The organism is Pseudomonas agronomica, from assembly GCF_025917275.1.
In the GTDB taxonomy this organism is placed as follows: Bacteria; Pseudomonadota; Gammaproteobacteria; order Pseudomonadales; family Pseudomonadaceae; genus Aquipseudomonas; species Aquipseudomonas agronomica.
In genome coordinates this window covers 1-19,147 of the sequence record NZ_JAOSHO010000031.1, presented here as the reverse complement: position 1 = coordinate 19,147, position 19,147 = coordinate 1, and the positions used below count along the sequence as shown (strand labels likewise).

The window sequence follows — 19,147 nt, the reverse complement described above, 5'->3', positions numbered from 1 at the left end:
CTCGCCACGAGCTTGCCGCTTGCAGCTAGAGGCTTGCCGCCGCATTTACGCTATAATCCCGCCCTTTAGCTGCCCCGCACCCTTGGCGCGCGGCACATTCATTTTTCGTGGCGCTTGTCGCCCGTATGCAGACATAAGAGGCTAGACCCTGTGGCATTGACGATTCTTGGCCTGTCCGGCGCCCTTAGCCATGATCCTTCCGCAGCGCTGTACATTGACGGCAAGCTGATCGCGGCGGCCGAGGAAGAGCGCTTCGTACGCGATAAACATGCAAAGAACCGCATGCCCTACGAGTCGGCGAAGTTCTGTCTGGAACAGGCCGGCATCAAGCCTTCCGACGTTGATGTGGTGGCGATCCCATTCGCCCCGATCAGTCTGTTCGGCGAAGCTCGCTGGCACTACGCCAAGCGTTACTGGTATGCACCGGACCGCGCCCTCGATGCGATCCTGATGGGCAACCGTCGCTACAAGCGGTATCGCCGCAAGATCGTCTGGTGCCTGGAGCAACTGGGTTTCGATCCGAAAAAGATCAAGATCGAGCCGGTCGAGCACCACCTGGCGCACGCCTCCAGTGCGTATCACTGCTCGGGCTTCCAGGAAAAAACCGCCATCCTGGGCATCGATGGCAAGGGCGAATACGCCACGACCTTCTTTGGCTACGGTGAAAACGGCAAGATCCACAAGATCAAGGAATTCTTCGATCCGGACTCCCTGGGTGGCCTGTACGGCGCGATCACCGAGTTCCTCGGTTTTGAAATGCTCGACGGCGAATTCAAGGTCATGGGCATGGCGCCTTATGGCGACGCCACCAAGTACGACTTCTCGCGCCTGGCTTCGTTTGAAAACGGCGAATTGGTGATCAACACCGACTACGCCAACGTGATCGGCCTGCGTCGCTATAAAGAGAAGGGCAAGGGTTTCTACTTCTCGCCGAAGCTGATCGAGTGGCTCGGCCCGAAACGTGAAGGCGACATCGCCGATGAGCCATACATTCACTACGCGGCGAGCATGCAGGCGCTGTTCGAGAAACTCGCGCTGCAAATGATCGACCACTACCTGGGCGACGTGCTCAAGGAAACCGGCAAGCTGGCCTTCGCCGGTGGCTGTGCGTTGAACGTCAAGCTGAACCAGAAAATCATCGCCCGTGACGACGTCAAGGAGCTGTTCGTGCAACCGGCTTCCGGCGACGCCGGTACGGCGGTGGGCGCGGCGGCTTACGTGTCCCACGCCCGTGGCGTGCCGGTGGAGAAGATGGAACACGTCTACCTCGGCCCGGCCTACAGCAACGAAGACGTGATCGCCGCGTGCGCCCGTCACCCGAGCAAGCCGGCGTGGCGCAAGATCGACAACACCCCCGAGCGCATCGCCAAGATCATGGTCGACGGCAACCCGGTGGCCTGGTTCCAGGGCCGCATGGAGTTCGGCCCGCGTGCGCTGGGCGGTCGCTCGATCATTGGTTGCCCGAGCGCCAGCGGCGTGGCCGATCGCATCAACGAGCAGATCAAGTTCCGCGAGCGCTGGAGGCCTTTCTGCCCATCGATGCTCGACACCGTTGCACCGCAGATGATCAAGGTCGATCACCCGGCACCGTTCATGACCTTCACCTTCGAAGTCGCCGAGGAATGGAAAACCCGCGTGCCGGAAGTTGTCCATGAAGACGGCACTTCCCGGGCCCAGGTGCTCAAGCGCGAATACAACCCGCGCTACTACGACATGATGAAAGCCCTGGAAGTCCTGACCGGCAACGGCGTGTCGCTGAACACTTCGCTCAACCGCCGTGGCGAACCGATGATCTGCTCGCCGACCGACGCGTTGAACATGTTCTATGGTTCCGACCTGCAGTACCTGATCATGGAAGACATTCTGGTGGTCAAAGACGGCGTGGATGCTTATGACACGCTCGGCTGAGCGACATGTGCTGCAGTTCTGCCACGGTTATGACGGGCCGTTCCTGGACTGCGCCCGTCAGTACGCCAGCCTGTTTACGGGTACTGGCTATCGCGTGACCACGGTGTTTATCACCGGGGCGGCGGATGCCGATGTTGCCGCTGCCTGTGCCTCGGACGAGGTGTTGTTCATGGAGTACAGCTCCAGCGCCATTCGCGGCCTGAAGCTGGGCGCCATTGGCGATCTGCGCAAGATCGCCGCCTCGCGCAATTTCAGTTTCTGCATTGCCCACCGGTTCAAGCCGATCTACATCGCCTTGCTGGGTACTCGCCTGCCAGTGATCGGTGTGCACCATGGCTTTGGCGACTACCAACGACTTACCCGTCGGTTCTTCGCGCAGATTTTTCGCAAGCGCTTGAGCCTGCTCGGGGTGTCCGACGCCGTGCGCGACGACATGCGTCGCTGCTTGCCGAAATGGCCGGCCAACCGGATCCAGACGCTCTACAACCGCATTGATCTCGAAAGTTTGCAAGCCATCCAGGTTTCCCGAGAGGCGGCGCGGCAAACCCTGGGGCTCGAAGCGAACGCCTGGATCGTCGGTAACGTCGGGCGCCTGCATCCAGACAAGGACCAAGCCACGCTGCTGCGAGGTTTCGCTGCCGCGCTGGCGTACCTGCCGAGCCAGAGCCAACTGGCGATCCTGGGCAAGGGGCGCCTGGAACAGGAACTCAAGGAGCTCGCTCGAGAGCTGGGCATCGCCGAACGTGTGCTGTTCCTCGGCCAGGTGCCCGATGCCCGCCGTTACTTCCGTGCCTTCGATGCGTTTGCCTTGAGCTCCGATCACGAGCCGTTCGGCATGGTGTTGCTCGAAGCCATGGCGGCCGGCGTGCCGTTGCTGGCCACCGCTTGCGGCGGTGCGAAGGAGGTGGTTGAAGGCGTGGGCATCCTGTTTCCGCTCGGTGATGCCGAGCACATGGCTCAGGGGCTGCAACACCTTGCGGCCATGGACGATCTACAGCGCCGCCAATGCGCCGAGTTGATGCTCGAACGCTTGCGTGAGCGCTTTTCCGACCGTGCCGTACGCGAGGCATTCTGGCGTTTGCCCCAAGTGACCGAATTGGCGTCGAGGCATTGATGCTCAACCGATTTCGAGGCTGGCGCGAGCGCGGCTGGACAACCACTGACGCCACGACTTACGCCCAGGCATGGCAACGTTTTGGTGGCAGCGTGGCGACGCATCCCCTGGTGGTGGAACGCCTGGCCGCCCTGGCCGGCATCCCTGTGCGTTATCTTGCTTTCGAACGGGACGGCGAGCTCAAGGCCGCGATACCGACCTGGGGCCGCGACCTGGCGTTATCCAAAGACGTGCTCAAGCGCAGTGGCAAGAAAGGTTTGTTCGACTTGGGCAATGCCGAGCTGATCCTGCCGGCGGCACCCGATGCGCAAGCCCCGTTGCGTCATCATGGGCGTTACCTCTCGGCCCTCAACGAAGGCCGTTTCAGCGGCCTGAAGTTGCAAAAAGAACAACTGGCCATGGCCCGCCTGCCGGAAGAACTGTCCAAGAAATTCCGCTACAACCAGCGCCGCGAATTACGCCTGCTGGAAGAGGCGGGCGGACTGGTGCGGCCGGTCAGCGAATTTTCCAGCAGCGAACTGGCGACCATCTACTGCGATTTGTTCCTGCGTCGTTGGGGCTTTGCGGCCACCGGCGCGGAACGCATGGGGGAAGTGATCGAGCTGCTGCGTGAACTGCTGATCGGTTCGGTGATCTTTCTCAACGATGCACCGATTGCCATCCAACTGGTGTATCGCGTCGAAGCGCCTGAATGGATCAGCGTCGAATACATCAATGGTGGTGTCGACCCGCAGACGCGCGAGTTCAGCCCTGGCAGTGTCTTGAGTTACCTGAACACGCAAAGTGCCTGGGAACAGGCTCGGGCCGCCGGTAAGCCATTGCGTTTTTCGTTTGGCCGGGCTGATCGTGAATACAAGGACCGTTGGTGCAATCCCGTGCCGGTGTTTACCGTATGAACCCACCCCTGAGCCGTAAACAGCAATTACTCAAGCGTCACCGTCGCAATAAGCGCTTGGGGCTGCTGCTCGCCCTTAGCGTATTGGTATTGCTGGGTGTGGCGGTGGCCTGGTGGCTCCCCCTGGTATTGGCGGTGCTGGGCTGGATCGCCCACGAAGCGTGGTTCGCCGATCATTTGTTTTATTCGCCCCGCGACGATTACCAGTACAGCTTCCCGCCGTTCTCGCAGCAACCCAAGGTACGCCTGAGTGCCGGGCGGCTGCAGTTGGACGAGGGGGTGATCCTGGACGACGGCGCGACGCTGATCCTCGCGTTGCGGATCAAGAGCACCTGGCTGGGACGCTTCATCGACCCGCTCGTCGAGTTGTCGGGCGATGAATCTGCGGACCGGCAGACCTTCGAACGCGGGGTTAACGGCCTGCGCTATCTCAACCTCAGCGAGCACGGCGACATGTTGTCTCGAGGTGAGCTGCGCCTGCGCGGTCGCCATTGCCGTTTGCTGGGCGAGCCGACGCTGTGGTCCTTCACACCGCCGACCCTGCAGCATCAGCGGGTAATGGTCATCGCGCCCCACGCCGATGATGCGGAACTGGCTGCCTACGGATTGTATAGCCAGGCTGACGAAGCCTGGATCGTGACGCTGACGGCGGGTGAGATCGAAGCCGAGCATTATCGACAGATGGGCCTGGATGGCGTCGAGGCTGCGAGGCTCAAAGGGCGCTTGCGCGCCTGGGACAGCGTTGCCGTACCGCGTTGGGCCGGCGTGCCGCAAGAGCGCTGTGTGCAGTTGGGCTACTTCTGCCTGCAACTGGCCGCCATGCAAGCCGCGCCTGGTCGGCCGCAGAGTTCTCGCGAGGCGGACCTGAGCGATACCCGGCTGTTTCGCCAGTTGAATCCATTTGCCTTGCCTGGCGATGCCGATGGCGCCCCGACCTGGAACAACCTGCTGGCGGACTTGCGTGAACTGTTGCTCAAGGCGCGTCCTGAAATGATTGTGTTGCCGCATCCGACGCTTGATCCTCATCCCGATCACGTCTGCGCGCATCAGGCCGTCATCCAGGCGCTTGAAGGCCTGGAGTGGCAACCGACCGTGTTGCTGGGGTATGCCAACCATTTGCATGACAACGACCGCTGGCCCATGGGCGATGCGGGAGCGGGTGTCGCTTTGCCCCCTCATTTCGACCCGGCTCGGCCGATGCATCCTTTCTCCTTGCCGCTGCGGCCGGCGAGTCAGCGTGACAAAGCGATGGCGTTGGGGATGATGCATGATTTGCAACCGGCTGCGCCGTTCAAGCGTCGGCTGCGCCGTGGCATCCAACGCCTGCTGGCCGGGCGCAGGCAATCGCCCTATGGCGAGAATGAATTCTTTCGCAAGGCTGTGCGTCGCCATGAACTGTTCTGGTGGCTTTAAGGGGCCAGGAGGCAACAAGGCCTCCGGTTATCCATCAAATCGTTCGGTGCCGCAAGGAAGACGATGAAAGTTCTATTTCTGGTGCAGAAAGAGCAACGGGCTATCCTGGATCGGCTCTATGAAGGTGTGGCCGCTCATTGCGAATGCGACCTGCGTTGGCTCGACGGCCAGGAACAACGCAACCTGAGGGGCTATTTCCGACGCCATGTGGACGTGTCTCGTTATGACCGGATTGTATTTTTCCTGCGCTTCAAGCAGGAAATTCGCCAGGCCGGTTTCATCCGCACGATCCCCAACCTGGTCATCCTCGAACATGACGCCTACCAGAACTACATCCCGTGCAAATACACCGGCAAGTTCAGTGCTCATTACCGTCGGCTGCCTTGGGTTCGGGTCATCAGCTCCGGTTTCATGGTGACCGAACGCTTGCGGGATGAAGGCTTCGATGCGGTTTTCGTTCCCAAGGGCTACGACCAATCACTGTTGCAGGATCAACACCGCGAGCGGGACATCGAACTGGCATTCGTCGGCAGCACCAACAGCGTCGCCTATAGTGGGCGCAAGGCCCTGTTGGACGAATTGGCGCGGGTCGAGCCGCTGGTGGTTACCCGCACCAAGTCTGGCGAAGAGTATTGTGAAACGCTGAATCGCATTCGCTTTTTTGTCAGTGCCGATGTAGGCATGGGCGAATACATGATCAAGAATTTCGAAGCGATGGCGTGCGGCTGTGTGCTGCTGGCGTTTGACCAAGGCCCCGAGGAAGCGCAAGCGCTGGGGCTGCAGGACATGCAGAACGTGGTGCTGTATCGGGACATCCCGCAACTTCAGGAAAAACTATCCCGGCTGCGAGAGGACCCCGAACTGGCGCACAGTATCGCGCGCAATGGGCAGAAGCTCGCGCTTGAGCAATTCAGCTTTGCCCGTATCGGGCAGAAGATCGTGGAAGCTCTCGAGCCTCCTTTGCGTGCGCATGGACCATTGAGCCTGCTGGAGAGGCTGCGCCAGAAACTGGGCATATAAATCGAACCGTTATGCCAGCTCGTGATCAACTTTAGACGGCTGCGAAGCACGAATTCTGGTCCGCAATAAAAGGTTTATTGCTCGATGAGCGTTATCAATGTCATGTGGGCGGGCGGCGCACCGTTCGCTTCGGTACACAAGGTTCACAATCAGATTCTTTCGCGGATGGAGCCGGCGTTGCCTGTCCAGACATGGCTCTTGCGGGGATCGGCGGCGGCCTGCCAGATTGATATGGGGGCGGCGCTTGAGTGGAATATGACCTCCGCCCAGCTCAAGGGGCGGCACATATGGCGCCTGCTCAAGCCTCTGCTGCACAGGCGTTTCCGTCAGGCGCTGATCGACAGCGATGCGCGGGTGGTGTTGCTTGACGGCATCGGTGTGGCCCGAATCTTGTTGCCGGTCCTCAAGGATCTGCCGCAGATCCGCGTGGTGGTGATTTTCCATGGTGCGACACGACTCGATCCTGCCAGTCGCGAATTGATACGTGGCTTTCCGGCTTCACACTTGAGCCTGGCAGCGGTCTCCCAGACGTTGGCGATGTCGCTCCAGGATGAGCTGGGCACTCAGGTCACTGTGCTGCGTAGCGCGTTCGATCCGGCTGAGTTTCAGTCTGCACTGCTGCCTCGCGAGGCAGCACGTATCCGACTCGGTCTGCCGGCCTCGGACACGAGGGTATTCGGCGCGGTGGGACGCTTGGTGGATAGCAAAGGGTTCGCCGGCCTGCTGGAGGCGTTTGGCCAGGCGGCCGCTCGCCATCCCGATTGGCGCCTGGTTATCGTCGGCGAGGGGCCGAGGCGTGAAGCGTTGCAGGCGCGGATCGCCCAACCGGATCTGACAGGTAAAGTTTTGCTGGCCGGGCATCGGGATGACGTCGCGACGCTCTACAAGGCATTTGACTGGGTGCTTATCCCGTCTGTGGACGAGGGCCTTGGGCTGATTCTCCAAGAGGCTATCCTGGCTCGCGTCCCGGTATTGGCCAGCGAACTTGCCGTCTTTCACGAGCAATTGGGCGACGCGGGCTGGTACGTTCCGCTCAATGACGAAGGCGGCTGGAGCGACGCGATCGAACGAGCGGCGCAGGCTCCGGCCGATACGGTCGCTGCGGGCCAGTACCAGGCACTGGCACCCGAGGAGGCTTGGTCGAGCTTCACTCGGACTGCCCGGCAGTTGATCTCAGGCTGCCAATAAAGCGTTTTCCAGTGCCTGCATCGGGAAGCTCCCGTTCAGGTTCTCTCGGGCAATATAGCGTGCGAAATGCTGCAAGTTACGGCGCGCCAGGTAGCGTGGCAGCGGTGAGCGCAGGAAGCGCATATCGGCTACATCAATCAGTCCCAATGTGTTTTCCGGGGTGACGACGATGTTGCCCAGGTGCAACGAGCGAAAATAAATACCACAGGCGTGCAGGCTGCGGATCAATTCGACCAGGGCCGGTAGACGTTGCTGCCAGCTGAAATTTTCCTGATTCGATAATTGGCGCAGGGTTTTTCCGGGAAGCGGCCGATACAGTACGGCGGTCATGCCGAGCTGTTGCAATTTGTAATGCGCAAGCACTTCGAGCGTCGGTACGCCGAGATCTTTCAAGCGGGCCGCATTATTGATGAATCGCGCCGAATAGGGCGTCAAGAGAGCCGAAGAAAAAAGCCGCTTGCGGCGAAAAAGTTTAAGGATGTTTCCATCCTGCAACAGATAGACTTTTGGGCCGTAGCTGTCGGCCTCCAGAATGCTGGCGCCTTCAATCAATTGATTCAAAGCGGCTTGGGAAAGCCGTGAGGATTGCATCGTAGGGAAACCTTGGTGAAAGAACCGGTGCCGTGGCGGGCCATGATGCCCAAAAGTTTTTGTTTTCACCATGCCGGTTTGGCTGGTACACCGATTAGGAGCGTTGGATGCAAGCAACACGTTGGGCCCAGGTATGGATGGCTTTTGGTTTGTTATGGTTTTTGCTGGCGATAGCTCTGGCGCCCACTAACAAGGTTTATCAGCAAGGGTTGATTGCTTTTGTATGGTTGCCGGCGATCCTGTTTGCCTGGCCCGCGCGGCATCGGCTGGTGGAGTTGTGGCGGGCCCAGCGCTTGATTTATCTCTCGTTGCTGGCCTTGACGGCATGGGCATTGGTGACCCTGTTCTGGGCTGAGGCACCGGAGCCTGGACGCGAAGCCAAGCGGTTGCTCTATATCCTGGTATTCCTGTTGTTCTTTCCGGTTTTCGCCGATGGCCGACCCGAGCGTGTGATCCGTATCATGCAGTGGGGCGGCGCAGGACTTTCGCTGACCGCGTTGATGGCCATTATCCATTTCTACGGCGTTCAACATAAACCTTGGGTGGCACGCCTCGAAGGGCTGGGCGAACTGTCCCATCCAATCCTGGGCGGTTATGTGATCGGCCTGGCGGCGATCTGGATGCTGCATTGGGTGCCACGCCGTATCGGGCTGCAGGTCGTTTGGGCGGTGGCATTGGCTCTGTTGGGGATATTCGTCGTGATGAGCCAGAGCCGCGGCGCGGCACTGGCCTTGTTGCTCAGTGTTCTGGCCATGCCGCTTTACTGTCGGGACCAACGTACCCGCGTGATTGCTGCCACTGCGCTGGTTCTGGCGATGCTGACCTTCTGGCTGCTGGAGCCACTGGTAATGGCCCGCGGTGCCTCCTACCGCCCCGAGATCTTCACATCCAGCCTGCATATGATTGCCGAGCGCCCGTGGGGTGGCCTTGGAGTGGCAGCCGATTATCGAGTCCCTGTAAACGATCGTTTTTTCGACCATGCGCATAATTTGTTCAGTCACGTTGCCATTCAACTGGGCCTGCCGGGGCTGCTGCTGTGGTGCGTTGCCTGGTTCGCCGTGTTGCGCGAAGCCTGGCGTGCCCGTGACACCTTGTTGGGCCGAGGCGTGCTGGGCATGTGGGTATTTTCGTTCTTGGCGATGCAGTTCGACGCGGCGAGCCTGACCGGAACCCCCCGTGCCGAGTGGTTCATCAGTTGGTTGCCGATTGGCCTGGCGAGTGTTTTGGCTTGGGCGCGGGTCAAACCCGGTGGCTGTGATAAAATCCCGCGCTCTTCCTAACCAGTGAGCTCGACGATGAGTGACGCACCGCCTAAAGCGGAACAGGATTCCAGCTTGAAAATCTATTTTCGGCTGCTGGGATACGTCAAACCCTATGTGGGCATTTTCCTGCTCAGTATCGTGGGGTTCGTGATATTTGCGTCTACTCAGCCAATGCTGGCCGGGATTCTCAAGTATTTTGTCGACGGCCTGAGCAATCCCGATGCGGTGCTTTTTCCGAACGTGCCGTACCTCAAGGATTTGAAACTGCTGATGGCCGTGCCGCTGTTGATCATTTTGATCGCTGCCTGGCAGGGGCTTGGGTCGTTCCTGGGTAACTATTACCTTGCCAGGGTCTCGCTGGGCCTGGTGCATGACCTGCGGGTAGAGCTGTTCAACAAGTTACTGGTGCTGCCCAACCGTTATTTCGATACCCATAACTCCGGGCATCTTATTTCCCGGATTACCTTCAACGTGACCATGGTTACCGGTGCGGCCACCGATGCCATCAAGGTGGTGATTCGCGAAGGTCTTACCGTGGTATTTCTTTTTGCCTACCTTGTTTGGATGAATTGGCAGCTGACGCTCGTGATGCTGGCAATCCTGCCGTTGATTGCGGTCATGGTCAGCAGCACCAGCAAGAAGTTTCGCAAGCAGAGCAAGAAGATCCAAGTGGCCATGGGCGACGTGACCCATGTCGCTTCCGAGACGATCCAGGGCTACCGCGTCGTGCGCAGTTTTGGCGGGGAAGATTACGAAGAGCAGCGTTTCGCCCGGGCCAGCCAAGGCAACACCGACAAGCAATTGCGCATGACCCGCACTGGCGCTGTCTATACGCCAATGTTGCAATTGGTGATCTACACCGCCATGGCCGCCTTGATGTTCCTGGTGCTGTTCCTTCGCGGCGACGCGACGGCCGGTGATCTGGTGGCCTACATCACGGCAGCTGGCTTGCTGCCCAAGCCAATTCGCCAGCTCTCGGAAGTCAGCTCCACCATCCAGAAGGGCGTGGCAGGTGCCGAAAGCATTTTCGAGCAACTGGATGTCGAGCCCGAAGTCGACAACGGCACGGTTGAGCAAGAGCGCGTCAGTGGTCGTCTTGATGTGCGCAACCTGAGCTTTGCTTACCCGGGTACCGACCGGGAAGTGCTCAAGGACATCAGTTTTTCAGCAGCCCCCGGACAGATGATCGCCCTGGTGGGGCGTTCGGGCAGCGGCAAGTCGACCCTGGCGAGCCTCATCCCCCGGTTCTATCACCACGAAGTCGGCGAGATTCTGCTCGACGACGTGGAAATCGAAGACTATCGCCTGCGCAATCTGCGTCGACATGTTGCCCAAGTGACCCAGCACGTCACGCTGTTCAATGACACGGTGGCCAACAATATTGCCTATGGCGACTTGGCAGGGGCGCCACGGGCCGATATCGAAAAGGCGGCCCAGGACGCCTACGCCATGGACTTCATTGCGCAACTGCCCCAAGGTTTGGACACCGAAGTGGGGGAGAACGGCGTGCTGTTGTCCGGCGGCCAGCGCCAGCGCTTGGCGATTGCTCGGGCGTTATTGAAAAACGCGCCGTTGCTGATCCTCGACGAAGCGACTTCGGCGCTGGACACTGAATCCGAGCGGCACATCCAGGCTGCGCTGGACCAGGTCATGAAAGGCCGTACCACGCTGGTCATCGCTCACCGGCTGTCGACCATCGAAAAAGCCGACCTGATCCTGGTGATGGACCAGGGCCGTATCGTGGAGCGCGGTACTCACAGCGAACTCCTCGCGCAAAACGGCTATTACGCGCGTCTCCATGCCATGGGCCTGGATACGCCTGCACAAGACATCGCCTGAAGACGGGACCAAGGCTATGCTCTGCTGCAAGACGACGATGGATTGCTCGATATGGATGAGACGCCAAAGGGATCAAGGCAACAATCGCAGGGGCTAACCCCTTCGGACCGGGCGGCCATCAAGATACAGCAGCCTCGCTGTATCTGGCTGACGGGGTTATCGGGGGCCGGCAAGTCGACCTTGGCCAATGACTTGGAAGTCGAGCTCCATCAACAAGGCCTGCACACCTGCTTGCTGGACGGCGATAACCTGCGCAAGGGGCTGTGCAGCGACTTGGGAATGGACGCCGGGGCTCGAAAAGAAAATGTCCGGCGCATCGCTGAAGTGGCGCGTCTGATGTTCGATGCGGGCCTGATCGTCATCGTTGCGGCAATCTCGCCGTTTCGTGCCGATCGGGACGCGGCGCGGCGGCTGTTTACGCAGGGGACCTTCGTAGAAGTTCATGTCAGCACGCCTTTTGACGTTTGTGCCCAGCGCGATCCGAAAGGGCTGTACCGAGAAGCGCTCGCCGGAAGAATCAAGCATTTCACCGGTCTCGACAGCCCTTACGAAGTGCCGCTGGCAGCTGAATGCGTAATCAATACCCATGAGATGGAGCCGGCCCAGGCTTGTGCGCAATTGCTGGAGCTGCTGCAACAACAATAGTGAGGCGTGGCTGATGCTTCCCATCGCGGCCATGGGCGAGCCTTGCGCAACCCTGTGCTAATATCCCCGCCCTGTTCATTTTGTATGTGGGATGCTCCATGAAGTTGTCCATGCCGCGATTCGATCAAGCCCCTGTATTGGTGGTCGGCGATGTCATGCTCGACCGCTACTGGCATGGCGGTACATCACGGATTTCCCCGGAGGCGCCGGTACCGGTGGTCAGGGTCGAGCACATCGAGGATCGTCCTGGTGGTGCCGCCAACGTTGCCCTGAACATCGCTGCACTCGGTGCACCGGCCTCGCTGGTGGGCGTGACCGGCGACGACGAGGCCGCCGACAGCCTGGCCAACAGCCTCAAGGGCGCGGGTGTGCGGGCGATCTTCCAGCGCATTGCGCATCAGCCTACCATCGTCAAATTGCGCGTCATCAGCCGTCACCAGCAACTGCTGCGCATCGATTTCGAAGAACCGTTCGCCACTGACCCGCTGTCCCTTGGCGCCGAGGTCGACAACCTGCTCGAAGGCATCAAGGTGTTGGTGTTGTCGGACTACGGCAAAGGCGCACTGAAGAACCATCAGGTGCTGATCCAGGCTGCCCGTTCCCGAGGCATTCCGGTGCTGGCCGATCCCAAGGGCAAGGACTTTTCCATCTACCGTGGCGCCAGCCTGATCACGCCGAACCTCAGCGAGTTCGAGACCATCGTCGGTGGTTGTGCTGATGAGCACGAATTGGTGAGCAAAGGCGCGCAATTGATGCACGACCTTGATCTCGGTGCGTTGCTGGTCACTCGGGGTGAGCATGGCATGACCCTGTTGCGCCCCGATCACCCTGCGTTGCACCTGCCGGCCCGAGCCCGTGAAGTATTCGACGTGACGGGTGCGGGCGACACCGTGATTTCCACCCTCGCAGCGGCTATCGCTGCTGGGGAGGAATTGCCCCATGCGGTCGCCCTGGCGAACCTGGCGGCAGGCATTGTCGTTGGCAAGCTCGGTACGGCGGCCATCAGCGCCCCCGAATTGCGTCGTGCCATCCAGCGCGAAGAGGGCTCCGAACGGGGCGTGTTGGGCCTGGAGCAACTGCTACTGGCCGTCGACGATGCCCGTGCCCACAACGAAAGAATCGTGTTTACCAACGGTTGCTTCGATATCCTCCATGCGGGCCATGTGACGTATCTCGAACAGGCCAGGGCCCAGGGCGATCGCCTGATCGTTGCGGTCAATGATGATGCATCCGTGAGTCGCCTGAAGGGGCCGGGGCGCCCGATCAATAGCGTCGATCGACGCATGGCGGTCCTGGCCGGCCTTGGCGCGGTGGATTGGGTGATCAGCTTCAGTGAAGGCACGCCGGAAAACCTGCTGTCCCAGGTCAAGCCGGATGTGCTGGTCAAGGGCGGTGACTACGGGATTGATCAGGTCGTGGGTGCGAACATCGTCACGGCCTACGGCGGTACCGTGAAAGTATTGGGGCTGGTGGAAAATAGCTCGACGACGGCTATCGTTGAGAAGATTCGCAGCCGCTGAATCTTCCCGCCTTCCGGGAGGTCCTACATGGCAAGTTTCTACCTTTGGGGGGCGAGCTTGCCCCCCCCGGCTCTGGTTGTTTCGGTCTGTGGCTAATTAATTTATGAAAGTCATGCTTCTGGTTATGGATGAACAGCGTGTGATTCTCGACCGGCTGTATCAGGTCGTGCAGGAAAACTGCGATGACTGCACCCTCTATCGCTTGAGCAAGCAGCAGCAAATGAATCTTGGTCGTTTCCTGGCATCGGTGAATCACCAGGACTTCGACCGGGTGGTGATTTTTTCGCGAGTCAAGCGCGTCGCTCCACAACTGAGCGTGTTGAGGTGTATTCGGGGACTGATCTTCCTTGAGCACGACGCTTATCAGAACTATATGCGCGAAAGTAAATACTACGGCGTTTATTCCCGTCTTTACCGCCGCTTGCCCAGCTGCCGCGCCTTGGTGTCAGGGGCGCTGGTGGCACGCCGGATGCAAGCCGAGAACATCGATGCTGTGTTCGTTTCCAAAGGTTATGACGAAAAGATGCTGCACAACACCGGCAGCGTACGCGACATTTCCGTTGGTTTTCTCGGCAGCCTCAAAAGCACTGAATATGCTCGACGCCGATCGTTGCTCGAGTTCCTGGTTCAACGCACCGGGATGCTGGTAACCCGTACCCAGTCGGGTCGCGAATACCTGGAAACGCTCAATCGCATCAAGATTTTTGTCAGCGCCGACCTGGGAATGGGGGAGTTCATGATCAAGAACTTCGAGGCCATGGCCTGCGGTTGCGTACTGTTGGCTTGGAGCCAGGGCGAGGAGGATAGACTGCTGGGCTTCGAGGACATGGAAAACACGGTCTTCTATCGCTCCGAAGAGGAGGCGCTGCAGAAGCTCGAGATGCTGCAGCGTGATCCGGAACTGGCCGCACGAATCGCCCGCAATGGCCAGGCCTTCGCCGAAAGTCGCTATTGCTTTGCGCGCGTCGGGCGGGCGCTGGCCGAGGAAATCCAGCGCGAGATGCGACCTTGGAAAGCGCCTTCGGCCTTGGTCCGCGGTTGGGTCAAGCTGCGCTATGGCATGAAGGTGCCGGATTAACGACATGGCTGATAGTGGACCTGACATCATTGGTCAAATGGCCCTCGATAAACTGCCCGGCGGTCATCAATCGCTGATGGACGCGCTTCCCCAGGCGCTGAGAGATTGCTTGAAGAGTGCATCTCGGGTGGTGCTGGTGGCAAATAACCCAGCAATTACCGCTACCGATTTCCAGGCACTCGATATCGGCCGTGATGATGTGGTCGTGAGCTTCAATACCTGCATGAAGTCGGCGCTGCTCAGCCCGCATAGCGTTAACGTGTTCGTTCACGGCTTCAATGCCCCCGATGCGTATTTCTTTGGCCTGCCTTACAGCGTCGAAGTGCAGCGATTGTTCGACCTGCCCGAGGCACGTTGCTTCACACTTTTGGTGGGGTGCACCGGGGCGATGTCACCGATGCCGGGCGTGGCCTTGTATTGGGAGCGCATTCCGTTGCCACCCTTGTGGAACTACCCGGTCGACAGACCGAATGGCAAGCGCTATGTCGGTCCTACGACGGGCTTCAATGCGTTGGTGTTGTTCGATTGGCTGCGCGGTCGTGCGGGTTATACCTACCAGATCATGACGCTGGGTTTTTCCAACGAGGCGGGAAAGCTCTGGAGCGGGCACGCTTGGGATTATGAGCGGCACTGGCTGCTCCAGGCAGACGTGACCGTGGTGCCGCTGCAACGTTGTCGTTGGTGGCAAAAATGGTTTCGTCGCCCTTGAGTCGCATTGGCAGTCTGATTGGCTGATGCCGGGGCAGTTTTTACGACAAGGACAGAAACTTGTGAAAGTTGCGGTGGCTTTTTTTGGTATTCCGAGAAATTCCGGAATCTGTTTTCCTTCTATTCAAGAAAATGTCCTGGCACAAATTCCTGCCGGGAACGAAGTGCAGTGTTTTTATCATCTCTACAAGATCAATGAAGTCAGTAGCCCGCGTTCGGGAGAGCGGGGTGAGCTGAAAGCGGACAATTATGCGCCGTTCAGTAATATGACCGGTCGCCTCGACCCCACCGAAGGGGTCCTGGAGCGTTGGGACTTTGAGCGGGTCAAGGCCTTGGGCGATACCTGGGGAGATGGGCATGCGTCGCTCAGGAATTTGATTTATCAGCTTAATTCCTTGAATACCGTGACGGCCATGATGGAACCGTTTGATCCGGATTTCGTCGTCTTTGTGCGCCCCGACAACTTCTACCATACAGCGCTGCCCGCCTATGTTTTTGCCCACGCTGACACGCGCAGATTGAATGCCTACATTCCGGATTGGCAATGGTGGGGAGGCTTGAATGACCGCTTTGCTGTTTGTGGGCGCGATGCCTACCGGGCCTATGGCAAGCGGATCGAACGCATTTTCGATTTTTGCGAGGCTACGGGTAGGAAACTGCACTCCGAGCGCCTGCTCAAATACGTGTTGCAACAAGCACAGGTGAAAGTCTGCACACTTGCAACCACGGCATCACGGGTACGAATCGATGGTACTTTCGCCGAAGAATCATTCTCGCCCAAGCGTAGTATGGGTAAACGAGAGAATCGTTATTTCCATCTGTTAGCGCAGTGGCGAACGTATTGGGATAAACGACGCTCCGCTTGACGTTATTTATGTAGCGTCCCGCGAACCATTCGCATCAGCCCCATGGCTTTTTTGTGCAGGTTGGTCAGGCCCTCGCGACGAGGCTTCTGCGTTACCAAACCTTGTTTCACGAGCCAATCCTTCCAGCGGATGCGTTCGTCGCGGACGACCCAACCTTCCTGACTGGCGAAGCTCTCTGCCAGGTGCAGCCCTCGTGTGCTGGCCGCAATCAGTTGATCGCGTTTGAGCGTAAAGAGCTCACCGATCGGCTTGCCGTTTTCAAGCGGCATCAGGTAGAGATCGGGTCGCTTGCGGTCCAGCCGCGCCACCAATTGATCGCCTTCCAGCCGCTCGTCTACGTGAAACAGGCTCAGGGATTTGGCTTCCTTGGGGACGTCCAGGCGCAAGTCATAAATCAATTGCAACGATGCCGTCGGCAGGTGCACATAAGCCCGTGGGCGCTCGATCAGTTGCAAATTGGCGCTGCGCACCGGGCGGGCCGAGCCGGAAAGCGGAGTCAGGCGAAACGGCAACGCTTCGCGATAGTGCAGGGCGCTTGCATAGGGCGCGGGTAGCCAAGTGTCGTTAAAGCGTCCACCTAGCCAGCCTTCAGGAGTTTCCAGCAGGCACTCTTCGGCTATTTCGTTGATGGCGGTAAGCAACGGCAGGTTCAGTTCATGGGCGGGGACGTAACCGGAGATCAGCTTGAGCACCACGTCGCCGCGATCCTGGCGGCGCTGGCGCACCAGGACCCAATATTCGCGGTTCTGCCAATGCAGCGTCAGGCGCACCGAGACGCCCAGGTTCGCCAGTTCCAGGGAAAAACGTTCGGTGTCGGCCACCGCCACAGGGCGGCGACGCTGCAATGTCTGGGCGAAATTCAGCGGCATCCCGATGCTCTGGTAGGTCAGGCCTTCGGGGGTCGCTTCGACGAACAGGGGCAGGGTCTTGAAGTTGCTTGGATTCTTTCTGATGAGCGTACGCGGCATGTCAGCTCCTGCTTGATGCCGCGCAGGGCGGCTTCAGTTTTGACGTAGGACGTTGGCTACGGTCGCAACGTTATGGGCGAGGTGCAGCGGATCAATGGTGCCGACAATAGCACTGGCAACTCCTGGATGCTCAAACAACAGTTCGAAGCTGGCACGGACCGGGTCCTCTCCGGGGCTCAGGCAGACGTGGCCGCTGGCCAGGGCTTTTTTCACCAGGATCGCCTTGCCTTGCTCGCTGGCGTAGTCAATGACAGCCTTTTCGCTTCGTTCGTTCAGATTGTAGGTGACCATCGCGCAGTCGCCTTGCTCCAGGGCTTTCAAGCCTCCGTCGACGGTCTTGCCGGAAAAACCGAAACCACCGATCTTGCCCTCGCGCTTGAGTGCCGCCAGGGTCGGGTAGACCTCGCTGTCGTTGAGGATCGCCAGGTCATTGCCGTCCGAATGCACCAGCACCAGGTCGATGTAGTCCGTTTCCAGGCGCTTGAGGCTGCGTTCCACCGAGAACCGGGTATGGGCGGCGCTGAAGTCATGGCGCGATTGGCCGTCGCTGAATTCCTCGCCGACCTTGCTGACGATCACCCAGTCCCGACGTTGGCGACGCAGCAGCGGGCCGAGGCGTTCCTCGCTGCGGCCATAGGCTGGCGCGGTGTCGATCAGGTTGATGCCCAGGTCGCGCGCCAGTTTGAGCAACATGCGCGCTTCGCTGTCATCGGGAATGCGAAAACCGTTGGGGTATTTGACGCCCTGGTCGCGGCCGAGCTTGACCGTGCCCAGTCCCAGGGGCGACACCATAGGGCCGTTGTGGCCCAGCGGGCGATGCAAGTCATGCAGGGTCGGTTGGCTCATGGCAACAGCTGCTCCCAGGCCGGTATGCCCATGGGCGGTTTCGGCAGGTCCGGCAGCGGGGCTGCCTGGCTTGGCTGGATGCCGTCGCGTTGCAGCGCTGCGATCACGCGGTCGGAAAAATCCGGAGCCAGTGCCAACTTGGTCGGCCAGCCCACCAAGAGGCGATCCTGTTCGGCGACGAAGGCATTGTCGGGGCGGGTCAGGCCCGATTGCAGGGGTTCGGCGCGGGCGACTCGCAGCGTGGCCCATTGCGCGGTGCCGAGGTCGATCCACGGCAGCAGTTGGCCGAGTTCTTTCTGGGCGACGGCAATTTGCGCAGCAGGTTCACGGGCGACGGCGTCGCCTTCGGCGAGGTCTCCCCCCAGGTACCACACCCATTGGCCGTCAGCGGCGGGATGGGTGGTCACGGTGACGCGTGGCTTCGGCCCGCCGCCCAGGCAATGGGCATACAGCGGCTTGATGCCCGGCCCCTTGGCCAGGACCATGTGCAGCGGTCGGGTCTGCATGGCCGGCTGGTCCAGGCCCAGGACCTTGAGGAGGTCAGCGGTGCCACCGCCGGCACTGAGGACGATGCGCTGGGCGCGGATCTCGCGACCGTCGACCTTCAGCCCGACCAACGCGCCTTCTTCATGCAGCGGCTCGATATGCTGGCCGGCCAGCAGGCTGTCACCGGCCAGTTCCGCCAGGCGGGCGATCAGGCTGGGGACATCCACGACCAGTTCGGCCAGGCGATAGACCTTGCCCTTGAAGCGCTTGTCCTGCAGGGCGGGAGGCAGTTGTTCGCCCTTGACCTGGTCAACGCGTCCGCGCACAGCCTTGCTGGCGAAGAAACTGGTGAGGTTGCCGGCCAAGGTGCCGGGGGACCAGAGGTAATGGGCGTCGGACAGCATGCGCACGCCCGACAGGTCCAGCTCGCCGTCGCCCTTGAGGGCCTCGCGCCAGCGGCGCGGCATGTCGGCGATGGCTTCCGAGGCGCCAGTCAGGGCGCCATGCAAGGCGTACTTGGCGCCGCCATGGATGATGCCCTGGGATTTGACACTCTGCCCGCCGCCGAGGCTGGCGCTTTCCACCAGCACGGTTGAAAACCCCTGGCGACGCAGGCGCGCATTCAGCCAGAGGCCGGCGACGCCTGCGCCGACAATCAGAATGTCGGTGGAAATAACGGATGGCATGGACGACCTCAGTGTTCAAGACGAGGGGGCAGTATACAGACTCGCTGCGCAGGGCATTTGTTGGCGATCAACGTCGGCCACATGGGAGCAAAGCTTTTGTGGCGAGGGAGCTTG

17 protein-coding genes are annotated in these 19,147 nt (G+C 60.0%); 13 read left to right on the top strand and 4 right to left on the bottom strand.

Translation table 11 applies throughout. The features are described from left to right. Positions 1 to 150: 150 nt before the first annotated feature. From OC610_RS04945 to OC610_RS04920, 6 genes are all read left to right on the top strand, one after another. On the top strand, positions 151 to 1,908 hold the full coding sequence (locus tag OC610_RS04945) for a carbamoyltransferase family protein (protein WP_181290944.1): 1,758 nt from the start codon (positions 151 to 153) through the stop codon (positions 1,906 to 1,908). Next, the gene (locus tag OC610_RS04940; protein WP_264426810.1) at positions 1,892 to 3,022 is read left to right on the top strand and encodes a glycosyltransferase; all 1,131 of its coding nucleotides are present in this window, start codon (positions 1,892 to 1,894) and stop codon (positions 3,020 to 3,022) included. Before OC610_RS04945 ends, OC610_RS04940 begins: the two co-directional genes overlap by 17 nt. Beyond that, on the top strand, positions 3,022 to 3,918 hold the full coding sequence (locus tag OC610_RS04935; protein ID WP_264426799.1) for an antimicrobial resistance protein Mig-14: 897 nt from the start codon (positions 3,022 to 3,024) through the stop codon (positions 3,916 to 3,918). Before OC610_RS04940 ends, OC610_RS04935 begins: the two co-directional genes overlap by 1 nt. An 8-nt stretch (positions 3,919 to 3,926) precedes the next feature. Next, complete coding sequence (locus OC610_RS04930) at positions 3,927 to 5,330, top strand: PIG-L deacetylase family protein (protein ID WP_264426809.1); 1,404 nt, start codon at positions 3,927 to 3,929, stop codon at positions 5,328 to 5,330. Positions 5,331 to 5,393: 63 nt separating this feature from the next. Beyond that, a complete protein-coding gene (locus OC610_RS04925) occupies positions 5,394 to 6,350 on the top strand; it encodes a glycosyltransferase (RefSeq protein WP_264426797.1) in 957 nt (318 codons plus the stop codon). An 84-nt stretch (positions 6,351 to 6,434) separates the two neighbouring features. Then, positions 6,435 to 7,538, top strand: a complete 1,104-nt coding sequence (locus OC610_RS04920) for a glycosyltransferase (RefSeq protein ID WP_264426796.1) — start codon at positions 6,435 to 6,437, stop codon at positions 7,536 to 7,538. Here OC610_RS04920 and OC610_RS04915 read toward each other — a convergent pair. After that, positions 7,524 to 8,129 (bottom strand): BUD32 family EKC/KEOPS complex subunit, encoded by a 606-nt coding sequence (locus OC610_RS04915; protein ID WP_264426795.1) that lies wholly within the window; start codon positions 8,127 to 8,129, stop codon positions 7,524 to 7,526. The two genes, OC610_RS04920 and OC610_RS04915, sit on opposite strands and share 15 nt — an antisense overlap. A 107-nt stretch (positions 8,130 to 8,236) precedes the next feature. On the opposite strand from OC610_RS04915, the gene OC610_RS04910 reads away from it, so the two are divergent. From OC610_RS04910 to OC610_RS04880, 7 genes are all read left to right on the top strand, one after another. After that, the gene (locus tag OC610_RS04910) at positions 8,237 to 9,409 is read left to right on the top strand and encodes an O-antigen ligase family protein (protein ID WP_264426794.1); all 1,173 of its coding nucleotides are present in this window, start codon (positions 8,237 to 8,239) and stop codon (positions 9,407 to 9,409) included. Positions 9,410 to 9,424: 15 nt separating this feature from the next. Next, complete coding sequence (gene msbA, locus OC610_RS04905; RefSeq protein ID WP_264426793.1) at positions 9,425 to 11,230, top strand: lipid A export permease/ATP-binding protein MsbA; 1,806 nt, start codon at positions 9,425 to 9,427, stop codon at positions 11,228 to 11,230. 51 nt (positions 11,231 to 11,281) lie between these two features. Then, the gene (gene cysC / locus OC610_RS04900) at positions 11,282 to 11,875 is read left to right on the top strand and encodes an adenylyl-sulfate kinase (RefSeq protein WP_264426792.1); all 594 of its coding nucleotides are present in this window, start codon (positions 11,282 to 11,284) and stop codon (positions 11,873 to 11,875) included. Positions 11,876 to 11,973: 98 nt separating this feature from the next. Continuing rightward, the gene (gene hldE / locus OC610_RS04895; RefSeq protein ID WP_264426791.1) at positions 11,974 to 13,395 is read left to right on the top strand and encodes a bifunctional D-glycero-beta-D-manno-heptose-7-phosphate kinase/D-glycero-beta-D-manno-heptose 1-phosphate adenylyltransferase HldE; all 1,422 of its coding nucleotides are present in this window, start codon (positions 11,974 to 11,976) and stop codon (positions 13,393 to 13,395) included. Positions 13,396 to 13,498: 103 nt separating this feature from the next. Further along, on the top strand, positions 13,499 to 14,473 hold the full coding sequence (locus OC610_RS04890; RefSeq protein ID WP_264426790.1) for a glycosyltransferase: 975 nt from the start codon (positions 13,499 to 13,501) through the stop codon (positions 14,471 to 14,473). 4 nt (positions 14,474 to 14,477) lie between these two features. Further along, entirely contained in the window at positions 14,478 to 15,182 is a 705-nt protein-coding gene (locus OC610_RS04885) for a hypothetical protein (protein WP_264426789.1), read from the top strand. 25 nt (positions 15,183 to 15,207) lie between these two features. After that, positions 15,208 to 16,047: a hypothetical protein gene (locus OC610_RS04880; protein ID WP_264426788.1), complete on the top strand. Its 840-nt coding sequence runs from the start codon at positions 15,208 to 15,210 to the stop codon at positions 16,045 to 16,047. Between the two features lie 2 nt (positions 16,048 to 16,049). Here the strand turns inward: OC610_RS04880 and OC610_RS04875 are convergent, their stop codons facing one another. The 3 genes from OC610_RS04875 to OC610_RS04865 are packed head-to-tail and all read right to left on the bottom strand — an operon-like array spanning position 16,050 to position 19,033. Further along, positions 16,050 to 17,015: a metal ABC transporter ATPase gene (locus tag OC610_RS04875; RefSeq protein ID WP_264426786.1), complete on the bottom strand. Its 966-nt coding sequence runs from the start codon at positions 17,013 to 17,015 to the stop codon at positions 16,050 to 16,052. Between the two features lie 33 nt (positions 17,016 to 17,048). Next, complete coding sequence (locus tag OC610_RS04870; RefSeq protein ID WP_264426784.1) at positions 17,049 to 17,861, bottom strand: aldo/keto reductase; 813 nt, start codon at positions 17,859 to 17,861, stop codon at positions 17,049 to 17,051. Beyond that, positions 17,858 to 19,033: an NAD(P)/FAD-dependent oxidoreductase gene (locus tag OC610_RS04865; protein ID WP_264426783.1), complete on the bottom strand. Its 1,176-nt coding sequence runs from the start codon at positions 19,031 to 19,033 to the stop codon at positions 17,858 to 17,860. Before OC610_RS04865 ends, OC610_RS04870 begins: the two co-directional genes overlap by 4 nt. Between the last annotated feature and the right edge of the window lie 114 nt (positions 19,034 to 19,147).

Bases quoted from the DNA above. Each gene is read 5' to 3' on its own strand.
- OC610_RS04880 (WP_264426788.1), top strand. From the start codon at position 15,208: ATGCCGGGGCAGTTTTTACGACAAGGACAGAAACTTGTGAAAGTTGCG.
- OC610_RS04920 (WP_264426796.1), top strand. From the start codon at position 6,435: ATGAGCGTTATCAATGTCATGTGGGCGGGCGGCGCACCGTTCGCTTCG.
- OC610_RS04865 (WP_264426783.1), bottom strand. From the start codon at position 19,033: ATGCCATCCGTTATTTCCACCGACATTCTGATTGTCGGCGCAGGCGTC.
- OC610_RS04935 (WP_264426799.1), top strand. From the start codon at position 3,022: ATGCTCAACCGATTTCGAGGCTGGCGCGAGCGCGGCTGGACAACCACT.
- hldE (WP_264426791.1), top strand. From the start codon at position 11,974: ATGAAGTTGTCCATGCCGCGATTCGATCAAGCCCCTGTATTGGTGGTC.
- OC610_RS04940 (WP_264426810.1), top strand. From the start codon at position 1,892: ATGACACGCTCGGCTGAGCGACATGTGCTGCAGTTCTGCCACGGTTAT.
- OC610_RS04915 (WP_264426795.1), bottom strand. From the start codon at position 8,129: ATGCAATCCTCACGGCTTTCCCAAGCCGCTTTGAATCAATTGATTGAA.
- OC610_RS04870 (WP_264426784.1), bottom strand. From the start codon at position 17,861: ATGAGCCAACCGACCCTGCATGACTTGCATCGCCCGCTGGGCCACAAC.
- OC610_RS04910 (WP_264426794.1), top strand. From the start codon at position 8,237: ATGCAAGCAACACGTTGGGCCCAGGTATGGATGGCTTTTGGTTTGTTA.
- msbA (WP_264426793.1), top strand. From the start codon at position 9,425: ATGAGTGACGCACCGCCTAAAGCGGAACAGGATTCCAGCTTGAAAATC.
- OC610_RS04890 (WP_264426790.1), top strand. From the start codon at position 13,499: ATGAAAGTCATGCTTCTGGTTATGGATGAACAGCGTGTGATTCTCGAC.
- cysC (WP_264426792.1), top strand. From the start codon at position 11,282: ATGGATGAGACGCCAAAGGGATCAAGGCAACAATCGCAGGGGCTAACC.
- OC610_RS04885 (WP_264426789.1), top strand. From the start codon at position 14,478: ATGGCTGATAGTGGACCTGACATCATTGGTCAAATGGCCCTCGATAAA.
- OC610_RS04875 (WP_264426786.1), bottom strand. From the start codon at position 17,015: ATGCCGCGTACGCTCATCAGAAAGAATCCAAGCAACTTCAAGACCCTG.
- OC610_RS04925 (WP_264426797.1), top strand. From the start codon at position 5,394: ATGAAAGTTCTATTTCTGGTGCAGAAAGAGCAACGGGCTATCCTGGAT.